15 protein-coding genes and 1 pseudogene are annotated in these 17,623 nt (G+C 39.2%); 8 read left to right on the forward strand and 8 right to left on the reverse strand.

Going from position 1 to position 17,623, the window contains the following annotated elements; genetic code table 11:
• The first annotated feature begins 105 nt into the window (after nucleotides 1–105).
• Complete coding sequence (mgtE, locus tag LKE05_RS07190) at nucleotides 106–1,446, forward strand: magnesium transporter (protein WP_022230394.1); 1,341 nt, start codon at nucleotides 106–108, stop codon at nucleotides 1,444–1,446.
• 168 nt (nucleotides 1,447–1,614) lie between these two features.
• Nucleotides 1,615–2,796 (forward strand): iron-containing alcohol dehydrogenase, encoded by a 1,182-nt coding sequence (locus LKE05_RS07195; protein WP_308456382.1) that lies wholly within the window; start codon nucleotides 1,615–1,617, stop codon nucleotides 2,794–2,796.
• Nucleotides 2,797–2,890: 94 nt separating this feature from the next.
• Here LKE05_RS07195 and metK read toward each other — a convergent pair whose 3' ends face one another.
• The 3 genes and pseudogenes from metK to LKE05_RS07210 all read right to left on the reverse strand — a co-directional run.
• Nucleotides 2,891–4,075 (reverse strand): methionine adenosyltransferase, encoded by a 1,185-nt coding sequence (gene metK / locus LKE05_RS07200; RefSeq protein ID WP_308456383.1) that lies wholly within the window; start codon nucleotides 4,073–4,075, stop codon nucleotides 2,891–2,893.
• A 91-nt stretch (nucleotides 4,076–4,166) separates the two neighbouring features.
• Nucleotides 4,167–5,516, reverse strand: a complete 1,350-nt coding sequence (gene ypeB, locus LKE05_RS07205; RefSeq protein WP_308456384.1) for a germination protein YpeB — start codon at nucleotides 5,514–5,516, stop codon at nucleotides 4,167–4,169.
• 21 nt (nucleotides 5,517–5,537) lie between these two features.
• Nucleotides 5,538–5,882 (reverse strand): annotated as a pseudogene (locus LKE05_RS07210) (cell wall hydrolase); the annotation flags it as partial.
• Between the two features lie 229 nt (nucleotides 5,883–6,111).
• Here LKE05_RS07210 and spoIIR point away from each other — a divergent pair.
• Nucleotides 6,112–6,732: a stage II sporulation protein R gene (gene spoIIR / locus LKE05_RS07215; protein ID WP_308456385.1), complete on the forward strand. Its 621-nt coding sequence runs from the start codon at nucleotides 6,112–6,114 to the stop codon at nucleotides 6,730–6,732.
• 74 nt (nucleotides 6,733–6,806) lie between these two features.
• On the opposite strand, the gene LKE05_RS07220 is transcribed toward spoIIR, so the two are convergent.
• Entirely contained in the window at nucleotides 6,807–6,998 is a 192-nt protein-coding gene (locus LKE05_RS07220; RefSeq protein ID WP_022230400.1) for an alpha/beta-type small acid-soluble spore protein, read from the reverse strand.
• A 200-nt stretch (nucleotides 6,999–7,198) separates the two neighbouring features.
• Between LKE05_RS07220 and LKE05_RS07225 the strand changes: the two genes are divergently transcribed.
• Complete coding sequence (locus LKE05_RS07225) at nucleotides 7,199–8,464, forward strand: chloride channel protein (RefSeq protein WP_308456386.1); 1,266 nt, start codon at nucleotides 7,199–7,201, stop codon at nucleotides 8,462–8,464.
• A gap of 149 nt (nucleotides 8,465–8,613) precedes the next feature.
• A complete protein-coding gene (locus tag LKE05_RS07230; protein ID WP_308456387.1) occupies nucleotides 8,614–9,513 on the forward strand; it encodes a putative ABC transporter permease in 900 nt (299 codons plus the stop codon).
• A gap of 325 nt (nucleotides 9,514–9,838) precedes the next feature.
• Here LKE05_RS07230 and LKE05_RS07235 read toward each other — a convergent pair whose 3' ends face one another.
• Nucleotides 9,839–11,086 (reverse strand): hypothetical protein, encoded by a 1,248-nt coding sequence (locus LKE05_RS07235; protein WP_308456388.1) that lies wholly within the window; start codon nucleotides 11,084–11,086, stop codon nucleotides 9,839–9,841.
• 220 nt (nucleotides 11,087–11,306) lie between these two features.
• On the opposite strand from LKE05_RS07235, the gene argC reads away from it, so the two are divergent.
• The 3 genes from argC to LKE05_RS07250 are packed head-to-tail and all read left to right on the forward strand — an operon-like array spanning nucleotide 11,307 to nucleotide 14,959.
• The gene (gene argC, locus LKE05_RS07240) at nucleotides 11,307–12,344 is read left to right on the forward strand and encodes an N-acetyl-gamma-glutamyl-phosphate reductase (RefSeq protein ID WP_022230404.1); all 1,038 of its coding nucleotides are present in this window, start codon (nucleotides 11,307–11,309) and stop codon (nucleotides 12,342–12,344) included.
• Nucleotides 12,345–12,359: 15 nt separating this feature from the next.
• Nucleotides 12,360–13,232, forward strand: coding sequence for an acetylglutamate kinase (argB, locus tag LKE05_RS07245; RefSeq protein ID WP_022230405.1), 873 nt, complete (start codon nucleotides 12,360–12,362; stop codon nucleotides 13,230–13,232).
• Between the two features lie 20 nt (nucleotides 13,233–13,252).
• A complete protein-coding gene (locus tag LKE05_RS07250; RefSeq protein WP_022230406.1) occupies nucleotides 13,253–14,959 on the forward strand; it encodes a proline--tRNA ligase in 1,707 nt (568 codons plus the stop codon).
• 42 nt (nucleotides 14,960–15,001) lie between these two features.
• Here LKE05_RS07250 and rlmH read toward each other — a convergent pair whose 3' ends face one another.
• The 3 genes from rlmH to murA form a co-directional block, all read right to left on the reverse strand.
• The gene (gene rlmH, locus LKE05_RS07255; RefSeq protein ID WP_117965099.1) at nucleotides 15,002–15,478 is read right to left on the reverse strand and encodes a 23S rRNA (pseudouridine(1915)-N(3))-methyltransferase RlmH; all 477 of its coding nucleotides are present in this window, start codon (nucleotides 15,476–15,478) and stop codon (nucleotides 15,002–15,004) included.
• A 12-nt stretch (nucleotides 15,479–15,490) separates the two neighbouring features.
• Nucleotides 15,491–16,267, reverse strand: a complete 777-nt coding sequence (locus tag LKE05_RS07260; RefSeq protein WP_308456390.1) for an MBL fold metallo-hydrolase — start codon at nucleotides 16,265–16,267, stop codon at nucleotides 15,491–15,493.
• 62 nt (nucleotides 16,268–16,329) lie between these two features.
• Nucleotides 16,330–17,610 carry a UDP-N-acetylglucosamine 1-carboxyvinyltransferase gene (murA, locus tag LKE05_RS07265; RefSeq protein WP_022230409.1) on the reverse strand — a complete coding sequence of 427 codons (1,281 nt, stop codon included), beginning with the start codon at nucleotides 17,608–17,610 and terminating at the stop codon, nucleotides 16,330–16,332.
• Nucleotides 17,611–17,623 lie beyond the last annotated feature (13 nt).

The following is a 17,623-nucleotide window of genomic DNA, read 5'->3' on the forward strand; positions in this document are numbered from 1 at the left end:
ACTTTTCAAAAATATATTTTACACAAAAATCGGAATTAAAAATTGACACAAAGCAAAAATAAGGTTATACTATATATAGGACTAAAAATGATAGGAGTGATGAAAATGACAGCATTGGCTAAGACAATCGAAACATTACTTGAAAACAAAAAATATTCATCACTTCGAGATGTACTTTCGTCAATGAATGAGGCGGATATAGCGGCAATGTTTTCAGAGGTTTCTTCGGACAGTTTACCGCTTTTATTTAGACTTTTGCCGAAAGATTTGGCGGCGGATACATTCGCACTTATGGACACCGATGAGCAAGAGCTTTTGATACGCGGTTTTTCGGATAATGAAATCAAGGAAGTATTTGATGAGCTTTACGTTGATGACGCGGCGGATATAGTTGAGGAAATGCCTGCAAATGTGGTGAAACGTATTCTTAAAAATACAGAGCCTGATATGCGTCAGATGATAAATGAGATATTGAAATATCCCGAGGACAGTGCCGGAAGTCTTATGACGACCGATTATATCAGTCTTAGACCGAAAATGACAATCAGTGACGCAATCAAACGTATAAGACGTACAATCAATGAGGCTGAAACGATTTATACTTGTTATGTCACTGATGACAACAGAAAACTGTTGGGATATTTGTCTGTAAAAAATCTTTTGCTTGCCGAGCCGAATGAAAAAGTGTGCGATATAATGGATAAGACCATAATATGCGTGCATACTTTGAGCGATAAAGAGGACGTTGCAAAGGATATGAATAAATACGACTTTGTAACAATGCCTGTTGTTGATGACGAGGGCAGACTTGTCGGTATCGTAACCTTTGACGACGCAATCGACGTTATGCAGGACGAGGCAACAGAGGATATCGAAAGAATGGCGGCTATCAATCCAACGGAGGAATCGTATTTCAAAACGTCTGATTTTAAACACGCCAAAAACAGAATTTTTTGGCTGTTGATACTGATGTTGTCGGCGGCGATAACGGGAACTATTTTGACAAAATATGAGGATGCGTGTGCGGCGATACCTGCACTTGTATCGTTTATTCCTATGCTTATGAGCACGGGTGGTAACTGTGGTTCGCAAAGCTCAACAATGATAATTCGCGGAATGTCGGTTGACGAAATCAAACTGAAAGACTTCTTAAAAGTCATATTTACCGAATTCAGAATTTCGCTTGTAATATGCGTTATATTGGCAATCGTAAACGGTGTGCGAATATGGATAATGTCAGGTGATTTGCAAATTGCGACTGTGGTGAGTCTGTCGATTATATGTATAGTCATAATTTCGCAGTTTATAGGCTGTTCACTGCCTATGCTTGCAAAGCGTTGTAAGCTTGACCCCGCTGTTATGGCGGCACCGCTTATAACGACCATTGTCGATGCAACGAGTATTTTGATATTTTTCAATATCGCAACAAGATTTTTTAATTTATGATTTTAAAAAGTGTACAAAATAAACCAAGAAATTTATGCAAAAGGTAAATTTTTTGTAAAATAGGTTTAAATCATTGAAAAACTGAATATAAAGTGATATAATGTAGTTGTTAGATTGATAATAATTTAACAACTACTTTTTTCTTATTATTAGAGGAGGTTATTTATTATGGGAAGATTTACATTACCAAGAGATTTGTATTACGGAAAGGATTCACTTGAAAACCTAAAGAATATTGACGGTAAAAAAGCTATCGTCGTATCGGGCGGCAGTTCAATGCGTCGCGGCGGTTTTCTTGATAAAGTAGAAGCATATTTAAAAGAAGCAGGAATGGAAGTACAGTTGTTTGAAGGCGTTGAGCCTGATCCGTCAGTTGAAACTGTTATGAAGGGTGCAAAGGCTATGACAGATTTTCAGCCTGATGTAATCGTAGCAATCGGCGGAGGTTCACCGATTGACGCGGCTAAGGCCATGTGGGCATTCTATGAATATCCTGAGGTTACTTTTGAGCAACTCTGTACACCTTTCTCATTCCCGAAACTTCGCCAAAAGGCTAAATTTGTAGCTATTCCGTCAACATCGGGTACGGCTACTGAAGTTACTGCATTTTCGGTTATCACAGATTATGCAAAGGGTATCAAGTATCCTCTTGCAGACTTTGAGATTACACCGGACGTTGCAATCGTAGACCCACAGCTTGTAGAGTCATTGCCGATAAAGCAAGTTGCATACACAGGTATGGACGCACTTACTCACGCAATCGAGGCATATGTATCAACGCTTAATTCACCGTTCACAGACCCTCTTGCAATTAAGGCAATAGAGATGGTGCTTGATTACTTACCGCAGTCGTATAAGTGCGATATGAACGCGAGAGAACAAATGCACTATGCACAATGTCTTGCAGGTCAGGCATTCTCAAATGCTTTGCTTGGTATAGTTCACTCAATGGCACATAAAACAGGTGCGGCATTCTCAACAGGTCATATTCCTCACGGATGTGCAAATGCAATTTATTTGCCGTATGTAATTAAGTACAACGCACACGAGCCAGAGGCTATGCACCGTTATGCAGATATTGCAAGACGTGTAGGACTTGGCGGAACATCTGAAAAGGCACAGGTAAATGCTCTAATCGCTAAGATTGAAGAATTTAACAGAGCTATGAATATCCCTAAGACATTGCAGGAATTCGGTGTTAAGGAAGATGAATTTAAAGAAAAATTGTCATCAATCGCCGAACTTGCAGTAGGTGATGCTTGCACGGGTTCAAACCCACGTTCAATTACTCCGGAACAGATGGAGAAATTGTTTAGTTGCACATACTACGGTACAGAAGTAGATTTCTAATGAAAAAGTTATTTGTATTACAAAAAGCACATCGTAAGATGTGCTTTTTGAGTGCATAAAAAATCCGATGGTTAATGCCATCGGATTTTATTAGTTATTTAATTGCAACTTTCAATTCTTCAACTTTATCAAGTTTTTCCCAACTTACGCCTAAGTCCTCACGTCCCATATGACCGTAAGCGGCAAGGTTTTTATAGATAGGCTTTCTCAAATCAAGTTGTTTGATAATTGCGTGCGGTCTTAAATCAAATACTTTTTCGATTGCCTGTTCAATCTTATCTTCATCAACTGTTGCAGTACCGAAAGTATCAACCATTATTGAAACAGGGTGTGCAACGCCGATTGCGTATGCAAGCTGAACTTCGCACTTCTTTGCAAGTCCTGCCGCAACAACATTCTTTGCAACCCAACGAGATGCATATGCGGCACTTCTGTCAACCTTTGTAGGGTCTTTACCCGAAAAAGCACCGCCGCCGTGTCTTGCATAACCGCCGTATGTGTCAACGATAAGTTTTCTTCCTGTTAAACCGCTGTCACCGTTAGGTCCGCCGACAACAAATCTGCCTGTCGGATTGATATAAAACTTAGTGTTTTCATCGATAAGTTCAGCCGGAACAGTTGTTAAAATAACTTCTCTCTTAATATCTTCACGAAGTTTTTGAATATCAACATCAGGAGAATGCTGGCTTGATACAACGACTGCGTCAACTCTTACAGGCTTATCGTCATCATATTCAACAGTAACTTGAGTTTTGCCGTCAGGTCGAAGATAATCAAGGATACCGTCTTTTCTTACTTGTGTAAGTTTCTTTGCCATTTTGTGTGCAAGAGAAATCGGCATTGGCATAAATTCGGGTGTTTCGTCACAAGCGTAACCGAACATCATACCCTGGTCGCCGGCACCTGTTGAATTTTCGTTGTCATTACCGCCTTGTTCACGGTTTTCATAACCATCATTAACGCCTTGCGCAATATCAGGCGACTGTTCATCAATAGCCGTAACAACGGCACAAGTTGTACCGTCAAAGCCGTATTTAGCTCTGTCATAGCCGATGTCAAGAACAACCTGTCTTGCAACCTTAGGGAAATCAACATAGCAAGATGTTGTAATTTCACCCATAATTGAGATTATACCCGTTGTACAAGTAGTTTCGCAAGCGACTCTTGCCATCGGATCTTCTTTTAGTATTTCATCAAGAATTGCGTCAGAAATTTGGTCACAGATTTTATCGGGATGACCTTCTGTTACAGATTCCGAAGTAAATAATCTTTTACTCATTGGTTTTATTTCCTTTCCTATATTTACAATGTACCTATAATATACTATTATATATTGTATCGTAAATACACGAAAAAGTCAATATATTAAATTATACTGTCAAAATTCCTTCTTCCGATTCGATAAGCAGGAATATTTCTTCTTCACGACCGTTTTCGGCATTGACATAGATTAAAAAGTTTTTGCCGTTAAAAGCACCCTTAAATTCATAGCAAAGTACTTCTCTCATACTGTCCTTCGGAACAAGAGCAAGTTTTGTTGCGGTCACGTCAAGTCCTGTGGATATTTTTGATTTTGCGTCATCAACGGAAAGTGCAGGGGCTGATAAGTTTCTCTCTGCGTGATTCATAATATATCCGTTTGTTTCAAGACCTACAATTTCACCTGTATCGAGTGCAACACGAACTTTTACAAGGTCACTGTAACACGTTACGTTGTCCTGTACATATGCAAAGTTTATCGTTGCGATACCGCCTGATTTTTCATAATAACTGCTCTGCATACTGTAAAAACCGTTTTTCTGCAAAAATTCAGCCGCTTTGTCTGTTGCGGAATTAATGTCAAGACGTTCGCCGTCAATATTTCTGCTGTTCAGATATGAAAGAATATATCCGCCGTCTTTTGTTATACTTATTGAAATTTGATTTGAGTCGGTGTTTTTCACAAATGTGTATGACGGTATTGCGGTATTTTCCGAAAGACTTTCAAAAGCCAAGCCTTTTGTACCGACAAATTTCTCGGCGGTGTTCAGTGCGTCTTCTTGTGAAATTGTGTGTGCGTTTTTCAAAAGTGCAGGCTCTCTGTTTTCAATATGCTCCGAGAACGGACCGTCATATATAAGTGACGGATATTCGTCAAACGATTTTTCTACGTTAGCCAAATCGTCAAGTACGTTTGAATCTGCCGCGTCTGCGACTGTTCCGCGCTGTCTTGTCCTTGACTGTGAAATGCGTACTTCTCCGTTGTAAATTTTTGTTTCTATTTCCGAAAGGGTATTTTTTAGTGTTGCGGCATATTCGTTCATTGACGCAAGATTGTCATATTCTTCCTGTGAAATTTCTTCACCGTTAATCATTGACTGCGAAAGCACATAGGTGTAATCGCCGACTTGTGAAAGAAATTTTGACGTGTTGTCAAGCTGTACCTCTGATGTGGGAAGCTGACCAAGACATGACTTTGCCTCTGCACTTTGTCGAAAAATATCGCTTGAAAGTTTTGCAAGCTGTGCGGGACTTTTTGTAAGCTGTGTTTTGCTCAAAAGAGTGTCTATATCGTCAACATAACCGACAAGCTCGTGGAACGCTCTGTTGTACTGATTTTCTGTTGTAACTTCAAGTGCTTTTGCATTTTTCGTTGCGGTAGCACCCCATATGACTGCGGCGATTATTCCTACAATAAGTATTGTATACAGCCAAACGTGTATGCTTTTTTTTCTCTCCATATTATTTTCCTCTCTCTCATATTATTTGCAAAATCTGTGTTTGCCGATGGTTTTTATAAGCGGTCTTGACCAAATCCAAGCATTTGTGGCGGTGTCGGGATTAAAATAGTATATCGCACCGCCGGACGGATCCCAACCGTTTAAAGCGTCATTGCAGGCTTTGTAAACCGTAGAATTTTCGTCGATAGGAACATTTATCTGTCCGTCACTGACCGCCGTAAATGCACCAGGCTGATAGATAACACCCGAAATTGTGTTAGGGAATGACGAATGACGTACACGATTTAAAATAACTGCCGCAACGGCAACTTGTCCTTCGTAAGGCTCACCGCGTGCCTCACCGTTTACCGCTCTTGCCAAAAGCTGTTTTTCGTTTGATGAGGCACTTACCGCATATGCGTTGTTTTCGTTAGTGTAATAAACGACGCCGCAAGTTATCAATGCAAATGCCAGAACGACAGATATTAATTTTTTCATATTACTTCCTCCTTGTGATTTTTCTTTAGTATTTCCATAAAATCGTAATAAATATGTATGCGAGATGAAAAATAGGTTAATAATTTCAATACAAGATTAAATCAGTGAGGTATTAATTATGAATAAGATAATAGCGGTATTTTTGGTGGCACTTTGTATGACGGTTTGTGTAACTGCATATTCGGATGGTGTACAGGCGGATTTGCAGGATAACTTGATAAGATTACATATTATCGCGGACAGTGACGATGATAACGACCAAGCAGTTAAATTAAAGGTGCGTGACGCAATTTTAAAAAATGTCGGCGACAGACTTTCAAAAACGGATAAAAACGAATGTCGCGATGAGATAATAAACGATTTGAATGAATTTGAAGATATAGCGAATGACGTACTTCGTGAAAACGGTTTTTCATATACGGCACACGCCGAATACGGTAAATTTGAATTTCCCGAAAAAACATATAAGTCAATGATTTTGCCGGCGGGCGAATATTACGGTGTAAGGATTGTTCTCGGTAGCGGTGAAGGACATAATTGGTGGTGCGTTATGTATCCGCCGTTGTGCTTTAAAGAGGGTGAGGAAGTTCGGCTCAGTAAAGAAAGCGAAAAAATTCTTCGCGAAAAACTTGATAAAGATACTTACGATATAATTACCAAAAACGATAAAGAAGTTGTTGTTAAATTTAAGTTGGTTGAAATAGTTCAGGAAATAAAGCAAAAGATAAACGGTGATTAAAAATGATTTTCATTTTTAATCACCGTTTTTGTGATTTGATTAAATTATGATAGTAAGTTTACTTTCAGAATGTCTTATTTCATTCTGCTTTCGTAATCAGCTATCATTTTTTTAACCATTTGACCGCCGATACTTCCGGCTTGCTTTGCTGTAAGGTCACCGTTGTAACCTTGCTTTAGGTTTACGCCTACTTCGTTAGCTGCTTCCATTTTGAACTGCTCCATAGCTTGCTTTGCCTCAGGAACTTGAATCTTGTTTTTACTCATTTTGTTTCCCTCCTTAAAACCAAAGTCTTAATCTATTTAAAATTTTGTGTCGAATTGTATCGACTACACTAATATTTTGTACATTGATGAAAATTATATTCAAAAATTTTATTAGTAATATTTAGAATATAAATATGTTGAAAAAAACGGCGTAAAATGATATAATTTAATATATTATAAAAAGAAACAGGGAGATAAATATGATAAAGGATATAGCGATTGAAAAAATGAAATCTGCGTCAAATTACGTTATTACGTTTTTGAAATGGGCGTTGATTTCAATAATAATCGGAGTGGTTGGTGGGTGCGTCGGCGCGTTGTTTCATATGAGTGTAAATTATGCGAATATTATTTTTACAATGCACGATTGGTTTGTACTGTTTCTTCCGATAGGCGGTATTATAATCGTGGCAATGTACAAAGCGTGTAAAATGCTTGAAAACAAGGGGACGGACAGTATTATTTCGTCAATAAGAAATGATGAAAAAGTACCTATTTCACTTGCACCGCTTATATTTGTAAGTACGGTTATAACTCATCTTTGCGGCGGCAGTGCCGGCAGAGAAGGTGCGGCACTTCAGCTTGGCGGAAGTATAGGAAGTAATATCGGCAGGCTTTTTAAACTTGACGAAAAAGATATACATATGGTTGTAATGTGCGGAATGAGTGCGGTGTTTTCGGCTCTGTTCGGTACACCGATAACGGCGGCTGTGTTTGCACTTGGTGTAACAAGCGTGGGAATTATGTATTATTCGGCACTTGTACCGTGTCTTATGTCGTCACTGGCGGCATTTTTGGTTACAAGATTTGCGGGACTTGAGCCGACTCAATTCGCAATCACCGTTATTCCGCAGACAGGCGTTATAACGATTTTACAGACAATACTTATTTCAGCATTGTGTGCGGAACTAAGCATAATATTCTGTACGACAATGCACTATACGGCAAGATATTTAAAAATATGGTTTAAAAATCCATATATAAGAGTAGTTGTCGGTGCGTTGGCGATAATCGCACTTACATATTTAACAGGCTCACGAGATTATAACGGTTCGGGAATGGATATAATCGAACACGCCGTTGTCGGCGGTCATGCAAAAGGTTGGGCGTGGGCATTGAAAATCGTGTTCACCGCAATAACAATCGGTGCGGGATTTAAAGGCGGAGAGATTGTTCCGACATTCTTTATCGGTGCGACATTCGGTTGTGTTGTCGGTCATTTGTTCGGTTTAAATCCGGGATTTGCGGCGGCAATCGGAATGATTGCAATGTTCTGCGGTGTGCTTAACTGTCCGATTGCGTCGATAGTTTTAAGTATTGAATTGTTCGGCTCAAAAGGCTTTATACTTTTTGCCATTGCGGCAGGTGTGAGTTATATGCTGTCGGGATATTATGGGCTGTATAGCAGTCAGAAGATTATGTATTCGAAGTTGAAAGCGGAATACATAAATAAGGATACAAAGTAAGACAACTAAAATTCCACACAGCACTACTTTTTGCTTGGGGCAGTATAAGTATACGGCACCGCAAGCTGCAAAGCAGCACTGTGAGCAATTTTATGATATACAAAAAAATAATATTTTCTAAAATTATTATTAATGAAAGGAACAAACAAATGATATTAGGCTATTCAATTTATGAACTTTTATGGCTATTCTTCATTTACGCATTTTTCGGTTGGTGTATTGAAGTAGTATTTTGCGGACTTAATGAAGGTCATTTTATAAACCGCGGTTTCCTAAACGGACCTGTTTGTCCGATATACGGTGTCGGAGGTGTGATAGTTGTATTATGTCTTACGCCGATAAAAGACAATTTATTTTTACTTTTCGTAGGCTCGGCGTTGCTTACGTCAATATTGGAACTGATTACAGGTTTTGCACTCGACAAAATATTCCACGCACGTTGGTGGGATTATACGGATATGCCGTTTAACATAGGCGGTTACATATGCCTTAAATTTTCTATATATTGGGGTTTTGTGTGTATCGCGCTTATGAAAGGTATTCACCCTGTTATACTCGGATTTGTAAGATTTATACCGCATATGTTGGGACTTGTTGCAGTTGTATTTTTTGCGGCAGTGTTTGTGGCTGACGTTATTATAACCGTTATAACCATTAATAATCTTACAAAACGTGTTAAACTTATGAATGATATTGCAAAGAAAATTCATAATGTTTCCGACGAAGTCGGCGAACATATTTATGACAGTGCCAACGATATTATGAAAAAGGGCATTGAGATATACAACAGTGAAAACGTACAGGAAATTCGTGAGAATTTGGACGATATGAAAGAGAAGTACGAGCATAAGAAAGAAGAAATCAAGTCAAAGCATAAGGACGATTTGGACGAACTTAAAGCGAAGTACGATAATCTTGTTAAAGAAACGCATATATTCCAAAAACGTATTATTAAAGCATTCCCGAATTTGACGTCAAGAAGATACGAAGAACAGCTTGCAAAACTTAAAGAAAAAACGTGGAAATTAAAAAAGAAAAATAAAAAATAATCTAAAAAATCCGATGGTTTCATACCATCGGATTTTTTAGACTATAAGACAAAACCGTTGCGGTTTTGTCTACTTTATTTTGGGGATTATGAGGTGCTTTTTCAGTAGTTTTGACTACGGCAAAACCGCTCTTGCGAGCGTCGGATGTCTTTCCGATACGACCTCATTGAAAATCATTTCTGACGACCTGTGCGGCAGAAATGGCTAAAATCTAAAGTTTCGACGTTGGAGGAACTTTAAGATTTTTTCTTTAATAATACTCAAAAATCACATCATATGATGTGATTTTTGGAACTGTCGACGTAGTCGACAGGCTCGTTAAATATTAGTTGTTGTCACTGTAAAGATAAACCCACAAAACGGTAAGCAAGGCTATTGCGATACCGCCGCCCAAGCATACTGCCGGCAGACGGGTTGAACTCTTTAATGATTTCTCAATATGAATAGACGGTGCTTTTGTAGGCTCTGAAAGACCATCGCTGTCATCATACTTTGATGTTTTTGAAAGCTTCAGAGTACCTTTTGATTTTTTATAAAGTAAAGTGTTTCTGTCGTAATCGGCTTTTATCTGTTTAAGTTCTCTGTCCGAAAGAGGTATACAGTCCGTTCTGACCTTCAAAATCTGATAACCGTTATCAGCCATATCACTTCTGCGCAAAAGTGCATAGTTGTAATATGAACGGTCGGTAGAGAAACGAACGTAATAAATCTCGTCACCAAGATTATATGCCTCTGAAATCAGATAAAATCTGTCACCGTTCGGTTCGACGTTAAGTGCGTTTTGGTATTCGTCCATAGTAGTGTAGTTTGCAATATCAAAATCGGTATAGCTTACTACATTTTTAAGAACTTCTTCAATCTGATGTTCGTCCTCATCGCTCAAACGTTCCGCAATGTCCTCATATGTAACACTGTCTGCGGCAGAGTTTTTCAGTTTGTCGAAAAAGTTGCCGACATTTTGGTTATAATGAGAAACGTCAACATTTGGGTGGAAATATTCCGAACTGAAGTCCATAACACCTGTTTCCGAAAGTACCTGCGGTGCGTTTACATATTCAAACGCATCACCGTCGATAACGGTGTAATAATCCGCGTGAACAAGTTCGTCACCTTCAAACACCTTGTATGTTATATAACGTTTTTCAGCGTTTGAACCGAGAGAAAATACACCCGATTGACCAAGCGGTATTTGATTGTAATTAACGTCTAAAATAGCGATACGTTCCGCATTTTCCGTTTCTTCGTCATATTTCCAAACGTGACATGAGGCGGTAGTGTATCCGCTGTCCGCAAGGAAAATAACAAGATACGGATTTTCATTTGCGTCAAAATTTACTATATCACTGTACACAACGCCGTTAGGTATATTGTCCTCCGAAATTGAAAGAGAATCACCTGCGTTTTCGGTGTGCATTGAACTGTAAGTGTACAAATAGTTATTAAGTACATAAGCATATACCGCCGCCATCTTGCCGACAGGCTCATCAGCAACAGCAGTGCTGAACGTAAGACAGGACATTAAAATTACAATCGAACAGAAAACAGATAACAACCTGAATATTCTGTTTTTCAACATCACACCCCCTATGTTTACATAATTCTTAATATTATACATTATACAAGTAAATCTGTGACAATTCAACTTGATTTTTGTTAAGAGCATATTACAATAATGTGGCATTTTACCCTTTACAAATTTCAAAATGTGTATTATAATTAATTAGATAGTAGCAAAAAATAGGGTAAAAAAACGATAAAGTGCCTTATTTTTTATTTGGAAGGAAGGATACAAAATGATAAAAGCGGCAGTTCTCGGAGCAACGGGATATGCAGGTATTGAGCTTGTAAGATTATTAACATCACATCCGGAGGTAAGTATTGAAATACTCGGTTCGCACAGTTTTGTGGGACAGAAGATAAGTGATGTTTATAAGAACTTCAATCATGTACTTGAAAAGGAATGTGAAGAACTTGACCTTGATAAGGTCGGTGCTTGTGATGTGGCATTTACCGCACTTCCGCACGGTGCGTCAAAATCGGTAATTCCGTCATTACTTGAAAAAGGTCTTAAAGTTATCGACCTTAGCGGTGATTACAGATATGATGACGTGGCAGTGTATGAAAAGTGGTACGGTGAAAAACATTCATCACCTGAACTTTTAAAGGAGTCTGTTTACGGACTTCCCGAACTTCACAGAGATAAGATTAAGAATGCAAGACTTATCGGTAACCCCGGCTGTTACACAACTTGTTCAATACTCGGAACAGTTCCGCTTTTGGCAAATAAAATTGCTGAAACAAAGAATATTATTGTTGACGCAAAATCCGGTGTTACAGGTGCAGGACGCGGTCTTAAACTTCAAAACAGTTTCTGCGAATGTACTGAAAATATGAAAGCGTATAAGGTAGCAACTCACCGTCATACTTCTGAAATCGAGCAGGAGCTTAGCAATGTTGCCGGTGAAGAAATAATGATTTCGTTTACGCCACACCTTATTCCGCAAAAACGCGGAATACTTTCGACAATCTATGTAAATCTAAACAGAAAGTCAAGTGCGGAAGAACTTACGGAAATGTACAAGGAATTTTATAAGGACGAATTTTTTGTAAGAGTTAAGGAAGTGGGCGACTTGCCTGAAACAAAACACGTTGCAGGTTCAAACTTCGTTGATATAGGCGTGTGCTATGATGAAAGACTTCAAAGAGCCGTAGTCGTATCGTCACTTGACAATATTGTAAAGGGTGCTGCGGGACAAGCCGTTCAGAATATGAACTTATTATTCGGCTTGGACGAAAAGACAGCCCTTACAAATCCGGGATTTTATTTATAATAGAGGGTGGAAGTAATGCAAGAACTTATAAAAAAAGCGGGAATACTTATAGAGGCACTTCCGTATATACAGAAATTTTCCGGCAAAACCGTCGTTATCAAATACGGCGGCAATGCTATGATAAACGAAGAATTAAAGAACTCCGTGATGGAGGATATTACTCTTTTGAAGTTTATCGGACTTAATCCGATTGTCGTACACGGCGGAGGCCCCGATATTTCAAAGGCACTTAACGAACGTGGTGTAAAGAGCAAATTCGTAAACGGTTTGCGTGTGACGGACGATATTACAATGCAGACTGCCCAACAGGTACTTATAGGTAAAACAAATAAAGAAATTGTCGCACTTCTTAATACAAACGGCGGTCGTGCAGTCGGTATCAGCGGTATTGACGGCAGTTTTATCGAGTGTAAAAAGCAGTATACGGAAGTGGACGGCGAAAAGGTTGATATAGGCTATGTCGGCGATATTGTTCACGTTAAGCATTGTTTGATTGACTTATTGTCATCAGATCAATATATCCCTGTTATCGCTCCTATCGGTACCGATGAGGACGGCAACAGCTATAACATCAATGCAGATACGGTTGCGGCGGCAGTTGCGGCGTCTGTTGAGGCGGAAAAACTTATTTTGCTTACTGATGTTGAGGGTATTAAGGATAAAGACGGCAATGTTATTGCCGAAATACATAAAAATGAAATATACGAAATGATACATGACGGCAGCATCAGCGGCGGTATGATACCAAAGGTACTTGGCTGTCTTGAATCAATCGACGGCGGTGTTACGGGTGCGCATATCATTGACGGACGTATACCGCATTGCCTGTTACTTGAAATCTTTACAAAGACAGGTATCGGCACGCTTATTAAGAGTGATAAATATTAATAAAGAGAGGAATTTATATAATGAGAATGTCTAACTTGCTTATGCCGACGCTTAGAGAAGTACCGGCAGAGGCGGAAATAACAAGTCATAAATTAATGTTGAGAGCAGGTCTTATCAGAAAACTTGCGGCAGGTATATACTCATATCTTCCGCTTGGACTTCGCACTTTGCAAAAGGTTGAACAGATTGTCCGTGAAGAAATGGACAACGCTGGTGCACAGGAACTTTTGATGTCTGCACTTTTGCCGGCAGAGGCTTATCAGGCTTCGGGCAGATGGGAAGTGTTCGGACCGAGTATGTTCAAAATGAAAGACAGAAACGACCGTGATTTCTGTCTTGGTCCTACACACGAGGAACTTTTCACTCAAACTGTAATTGACAGTGTTCGTTCATATAAAGAATATCCAATGACTTTATATCAAATCCAGCATAAGTATCGTGACGAGGGACGTCCGAGATTCGGCATTATAAGAAGCCGTGAATTTATAATGAAGGACGCGTATAGCTTTGACCTTACGGAAGAAGGACTTGATAAGTCATATCAAAAAATGTATGACGCATATTGCAGAATATTCAACCGTCTTGGACTTGATTTCACTATCGTTGACGCTGACAGCGGTGCTATGGGCGGCAGCGGAAGTCAGGAATTTATGGTTAAGTCACCAATCGGTGAGGACGGTATTGCGTATTGTGATGATTGCGGATATGCGGCTAACTATGAAAAAGCTGAATGTATTCCTCAAGAAAAGCCGTCACCTGAGGGTGATTTTGATATGGAAAAAATCCATACTCCGAATGCTCATACAATCGAAGAACTTGTAAGTTTCTTAAATGCAGAGGCTTATAACTTTGCAAAGACTATAATATATAAGGCTGACGATAAGTATGTTGCCGCAATGGTAAGAGGTGACAGAGAAGTAAACGAAGTTAAGCTTAAAAATCTTGTCGGCTGTGTGGACGATTTGGAACTTGCTGAGCCGTTTATGGTAAGACAGATTACAAATGCAGAAGTTGGTTTTGCAGGCCCTGTGGGACTTGATATTCCTGTATACGTTGATAAAGAAGTCGCAATGATGAAGAACTTTATTGTTGGTGCAAATGAAACAGATATGCACTATAAGAACGTAAATATCAATAAGGACTTCACACCGACAGAAGTTGCTGATATTCGTACAATCGAAACAGGCGACGTTTGCCCTAAGTGTGGCAAGCCTATAAAGACTGCTCAAGGTATCGAAGTGGGACATATATTCAAGCTTGGTACAAAGTATTCTGACGCACTTGGACTAAAGAGCCTTGACGAAACAGGAAAGAGCAAGACTGTTATTATGGGTTGCTACGGTATAGGCGTTACACGTTGTCTTGCAGCGGCTATCGAGCAAAACAATGACGAAAACGGTATTATCTGGCCTGTATCAATCGCACCGTATCACGCAATCGTTATTCCTGTAAATTCTAAGAATGAAGAACAGAGTGAAATTGCCGAAAAAGTATATAATGACCTAAAGGTAAAGGGAATAGAAGTATTGCTTGACGACAGAAACGAAAGAGCCGGCGTTAAGTTCAAAGACGCTGACCTTATCGGTATTCCTGTAAGAATTGTCGTAGGTAAAAAATGCGGCGAGGGCGTTGTTGAATATAAGGAAAGAACAGCAGAAAATGCAGTTGAAAAGAATATTGATGACGCAGTTAATGACGTTGTTGAATTTATAAACAATAACAGATAAATGAAAAGGAGCGATTTTTCGCTCCTTTTTGCGTATATCAAATTATTTATGATAACTTTCATTATTATTAATTTTAAATGCACGGTAAATTTGTTCAAGAAGAACGACACGCATAAGTTGGTGGGGAAGTGTCATTTTACCGAAACTCAATCTTAATGCCGACTTTGATTTTACGGTATCGGAAAGACCGAGTGAGCCGCCGATTATGAATGTAATATGACTTGAAGTCATTGAAATATCGGCGATTTTTTTCGCTAATTCTTCGGAAGAATGTTCTTTACCCTCAATACAAAGTGTAACGACAAACGAATTTTGCGGAAGTTTTGCAAGGATTTTATTTCCCTCTTTTTCTTTTATTTGCTCCATTTCTTTTTCTGATGCATTATCGGGTATCTTTTCATCGGCTACTTCGATTATATTTAATTTCGCGAACCTTGAAAGTCGCTTTGAATATTCGTCAATAGCGGCAGTGAAATATTTTTCTTTAATTTTGCCTACGGAAATAACAGTTATATTCATATTTTCCTCCGTTTAAAATAAAGTGGGCTTATATCTGTCGGCAACCTGCAAAGTCATATCTTTGCCGACATCGACACCCGACTGTGAAAGTAAATTGTATGTTTCGAGCATAGCTATTTCCGGACGGTTGTTTTCTTTGCTTAAATGACCGAGCATAATGTGTTCAGTGCCGTTCTGTACAAGGTGCAGAGCGACTTTTGAGGCGGTTTCGTTTGACAAGTGACCATATTCACCCAATATTCTGCGTTTCAGCGGATACGGATATGTACCGCATTTCAGCATTTCAACGTCGTGATTTGATTCAAGCAATATTTTTTTACTGCCTGTTATCTTTTCTAAAATACTTTTTGTTATTTTACCTATATCTGTTGCAAGCGAATATTTTTCATCGCCAATCATAAAATTAAAACCGACAGGTTGTGTGGCGTCATGCGGAATTGCAAAAGGACGTATTCCGATATTGCCTATTTCAAAATCTGTATCTTCGGTGATTATTTTAATATTTTCATCGGCGATATTGCCTATATCCATACTTGTATGAGTCCCTTGTGTGGTGTAAATAGGAATATTGTAGCGTCTTGAAATAACCCCTGCACCTTTTGTATGGTCAACGTGTTCGTGCGTTATTAGGAGTGCGTCAATGCTTTCTGGCATTACGTCAATAGCGTGAAGCGATTCTTTTAATTTTGCACCCGACATACCGCAATCTATAAGTAAATTTGTTTTGCCGTCCGAAACGAATGTCGCATTACCGGACGAACCGCTTATAAGTGAAACAAAAGTAGCCATTTTAACCTTCCTAAAATTAATTAAGCCTGCCGACAAAAGTCAAGCAGGCTTGTATTTTTGAATTAATCCAATAAATCGTCAACGACTTGTACTCTTTCAATACTGCCACCGAGTTTAACGAACTTTTCTTCAAAGTTTTCGTAACCTCTGTCAATATGATAGATGTCGGTGATTTCGGTAGTACCCTCAGCCATAAGACCGGCAATAATCATTGCCGCACCTGCACGAAGGTCTGTTGCTTTAACGTGCGCACCGATAAGTGAATTAACACCGTCAATAATCGCAAGTTTGCCCTCAACTCGAATATCAGCACCCATACGCTTTAATTCGTTTACATATCTGAAACGATTGTCCCAAACACCTTCACGCGCCATACTTGTACCCTCGATTGTTGTAAGGAACGTTACAAGCTGAGGCTGCATATCGGTAGGAAATCCGGGATAAGGCATAGCGATAAAATTAATGTGTTTAAACTTTGTATCGTCATTAACCCAAACTCTTACGCTGTCTTCACCCTCTGAAATATTAACGCCTGCCTCGATAAGTTTTGCACTTATGATTTCAAGGTGACGCGGAATTACATTTTTAAGAACAACATCGCCTCTTGTAGCGGCTGCCGCTATCATAAATGTACCTGCTTCAATTTGGTCGGGGATAATTGTGTATGTTCCGCCGTGCAAATCTTTTGTACCTTTAATTTTAATTGTATCAGTTCCCGCACCTCTTATGTTTGCACCCATATTGTTAAGAAAATTCGCAAGATCAACAATATGAGGTTCTTTTGCGGCATTTTCGATAACGGTAATACCGTTTGCGGTTGTCGCCGCAAGCATAGCGTTGATTGTCGCTCCGACGGTTATAACGTCAAAGAAAATATTTCCGCCAGAAAGATTTTCGGCAGAACCTTCGATAACACCTTTTGATGTGTCAATGTCAGCACCGAGCGTTTCAAATGCTTTTATATGCTGATCGATAGGACGTGTACCAAAGTCACATCCGCCCGGCGGGTCAACAATAAAATTAGAAAAACGACCCAAAAGTGCGCCCATAAGATAGCTTGAACCACGCATTTTGCGTGTAAGGTCACCCAACGGACGATATGAATCAACATTTGTACAATCTATATCAACAGTATTTTTATCTATATATTTAACATCAGCATTAAGCTGTTCAAGTATTCGTAAAAATAATTTTACGTCTTTTATATCAGGCAGATTTTCAATTCTGCAATTACCTTTAACCAAAAGGCAAGCCGGCAATATTGCGACTGCGGCATTCTTTGCACCGCTTATAGTAACTTCGCCTTTAAGCTTGTTACCACCCTTGACTAAGAGTTTCTCCAATCCGATACACCCC

Source organism: Hominilimicola fabiformis (assembly GCF_020687385.1).
In the GTDB taxonomy this organism is placed as follows: domain Bacteria; phylum Bacillota; class Clostridia; order UBA1381; family UBA1381; genus Hominilimicola; species Hominilimicola fabiformis.

Coding starts and splice junctions, on each gene's coding strand:
- LKE05_RS07260 (WP_308456390.1), bottom strand. CDS start 16,267: ATGGCTACTTTTGTTTCACTTATAAGCGGTTCGTCCGGTAATGCGACA.
- argB (WP_022230405.1), top strand. CDS start 12,360: ATGCAAGAACTTATAAAAAAAGCGGGAATACTTATAGAGGCACTTCCG.
- LKE05_RS07220 (WP_022230400.1), bottom strand. CDS start 6,998: ATGAGTAAAAACAAGATTCAAGTTCCTGAGGCAAAGCAAGCTATGGAG.
- LKE05_RS07230 (WP_308456387.1), top strand. CDS start 8,614: ATGATATTAGGCTATTCAATTTATGAACTTTTATGGCTATTCTTCATT.
- argC (WP_022230404.1), top strand. CDS start 11,307: ATGATAAAAGCGGCAGTTCTCGGAGCAACGGGATATGCAGGTATTGAG.
- LKE05_RS07195 (WP_308456382.1), top strand. CDS start 1,615: ATGGGAAGATTTACATTACCAAGAGATTTGTATTACGGAAAGGATTCA.
- metK (WP_308456383.1), bottom strand. CDS start 4,075: ATGAGTAAAAGATTATTTACTTCGGAATCTGTAACAGAAGGTCATCCC.
- LKE05_RS07225 (WP_308456386.1), top strand. CDS start 7,199: ATGATAAAGGATATAGCGATTGAAAAAATGAAATCTGCGTCAAATTAC.
- rlmH (WP_117965099.1), bottom strand. CDS start 15,478: ATGAATATAACTGTTATTTCCGTAGGCAAAATTAAAGAAAAATATTTC.
- LKE05_RS07250 (WP_022230406.1), top strand. CDS start 13,253: ATGAGAATGTCTAACTTGCTTATGCCGACGCTTAGAGAAGTACCGGCA.
- mgtE (WP_022230394.1), top strand. CDS start 106: ATGACAGCATTGGCTAAGACAATCGAAACATTACTTGAAAACAAAAAA.
- ypeB (WP_308456384.1), bottom strand. CDS start 5,516: ATGGAGAGAAAAAAAAGCATACACGTTTGGCTGTATACAATACTTATT.
- spoIIR (WP_308456385.1), top strand. CDS start 6,112: ATGAATAAGATAATAGCGGTATTTTTGGTGGCACTTTGTATGACGGTT.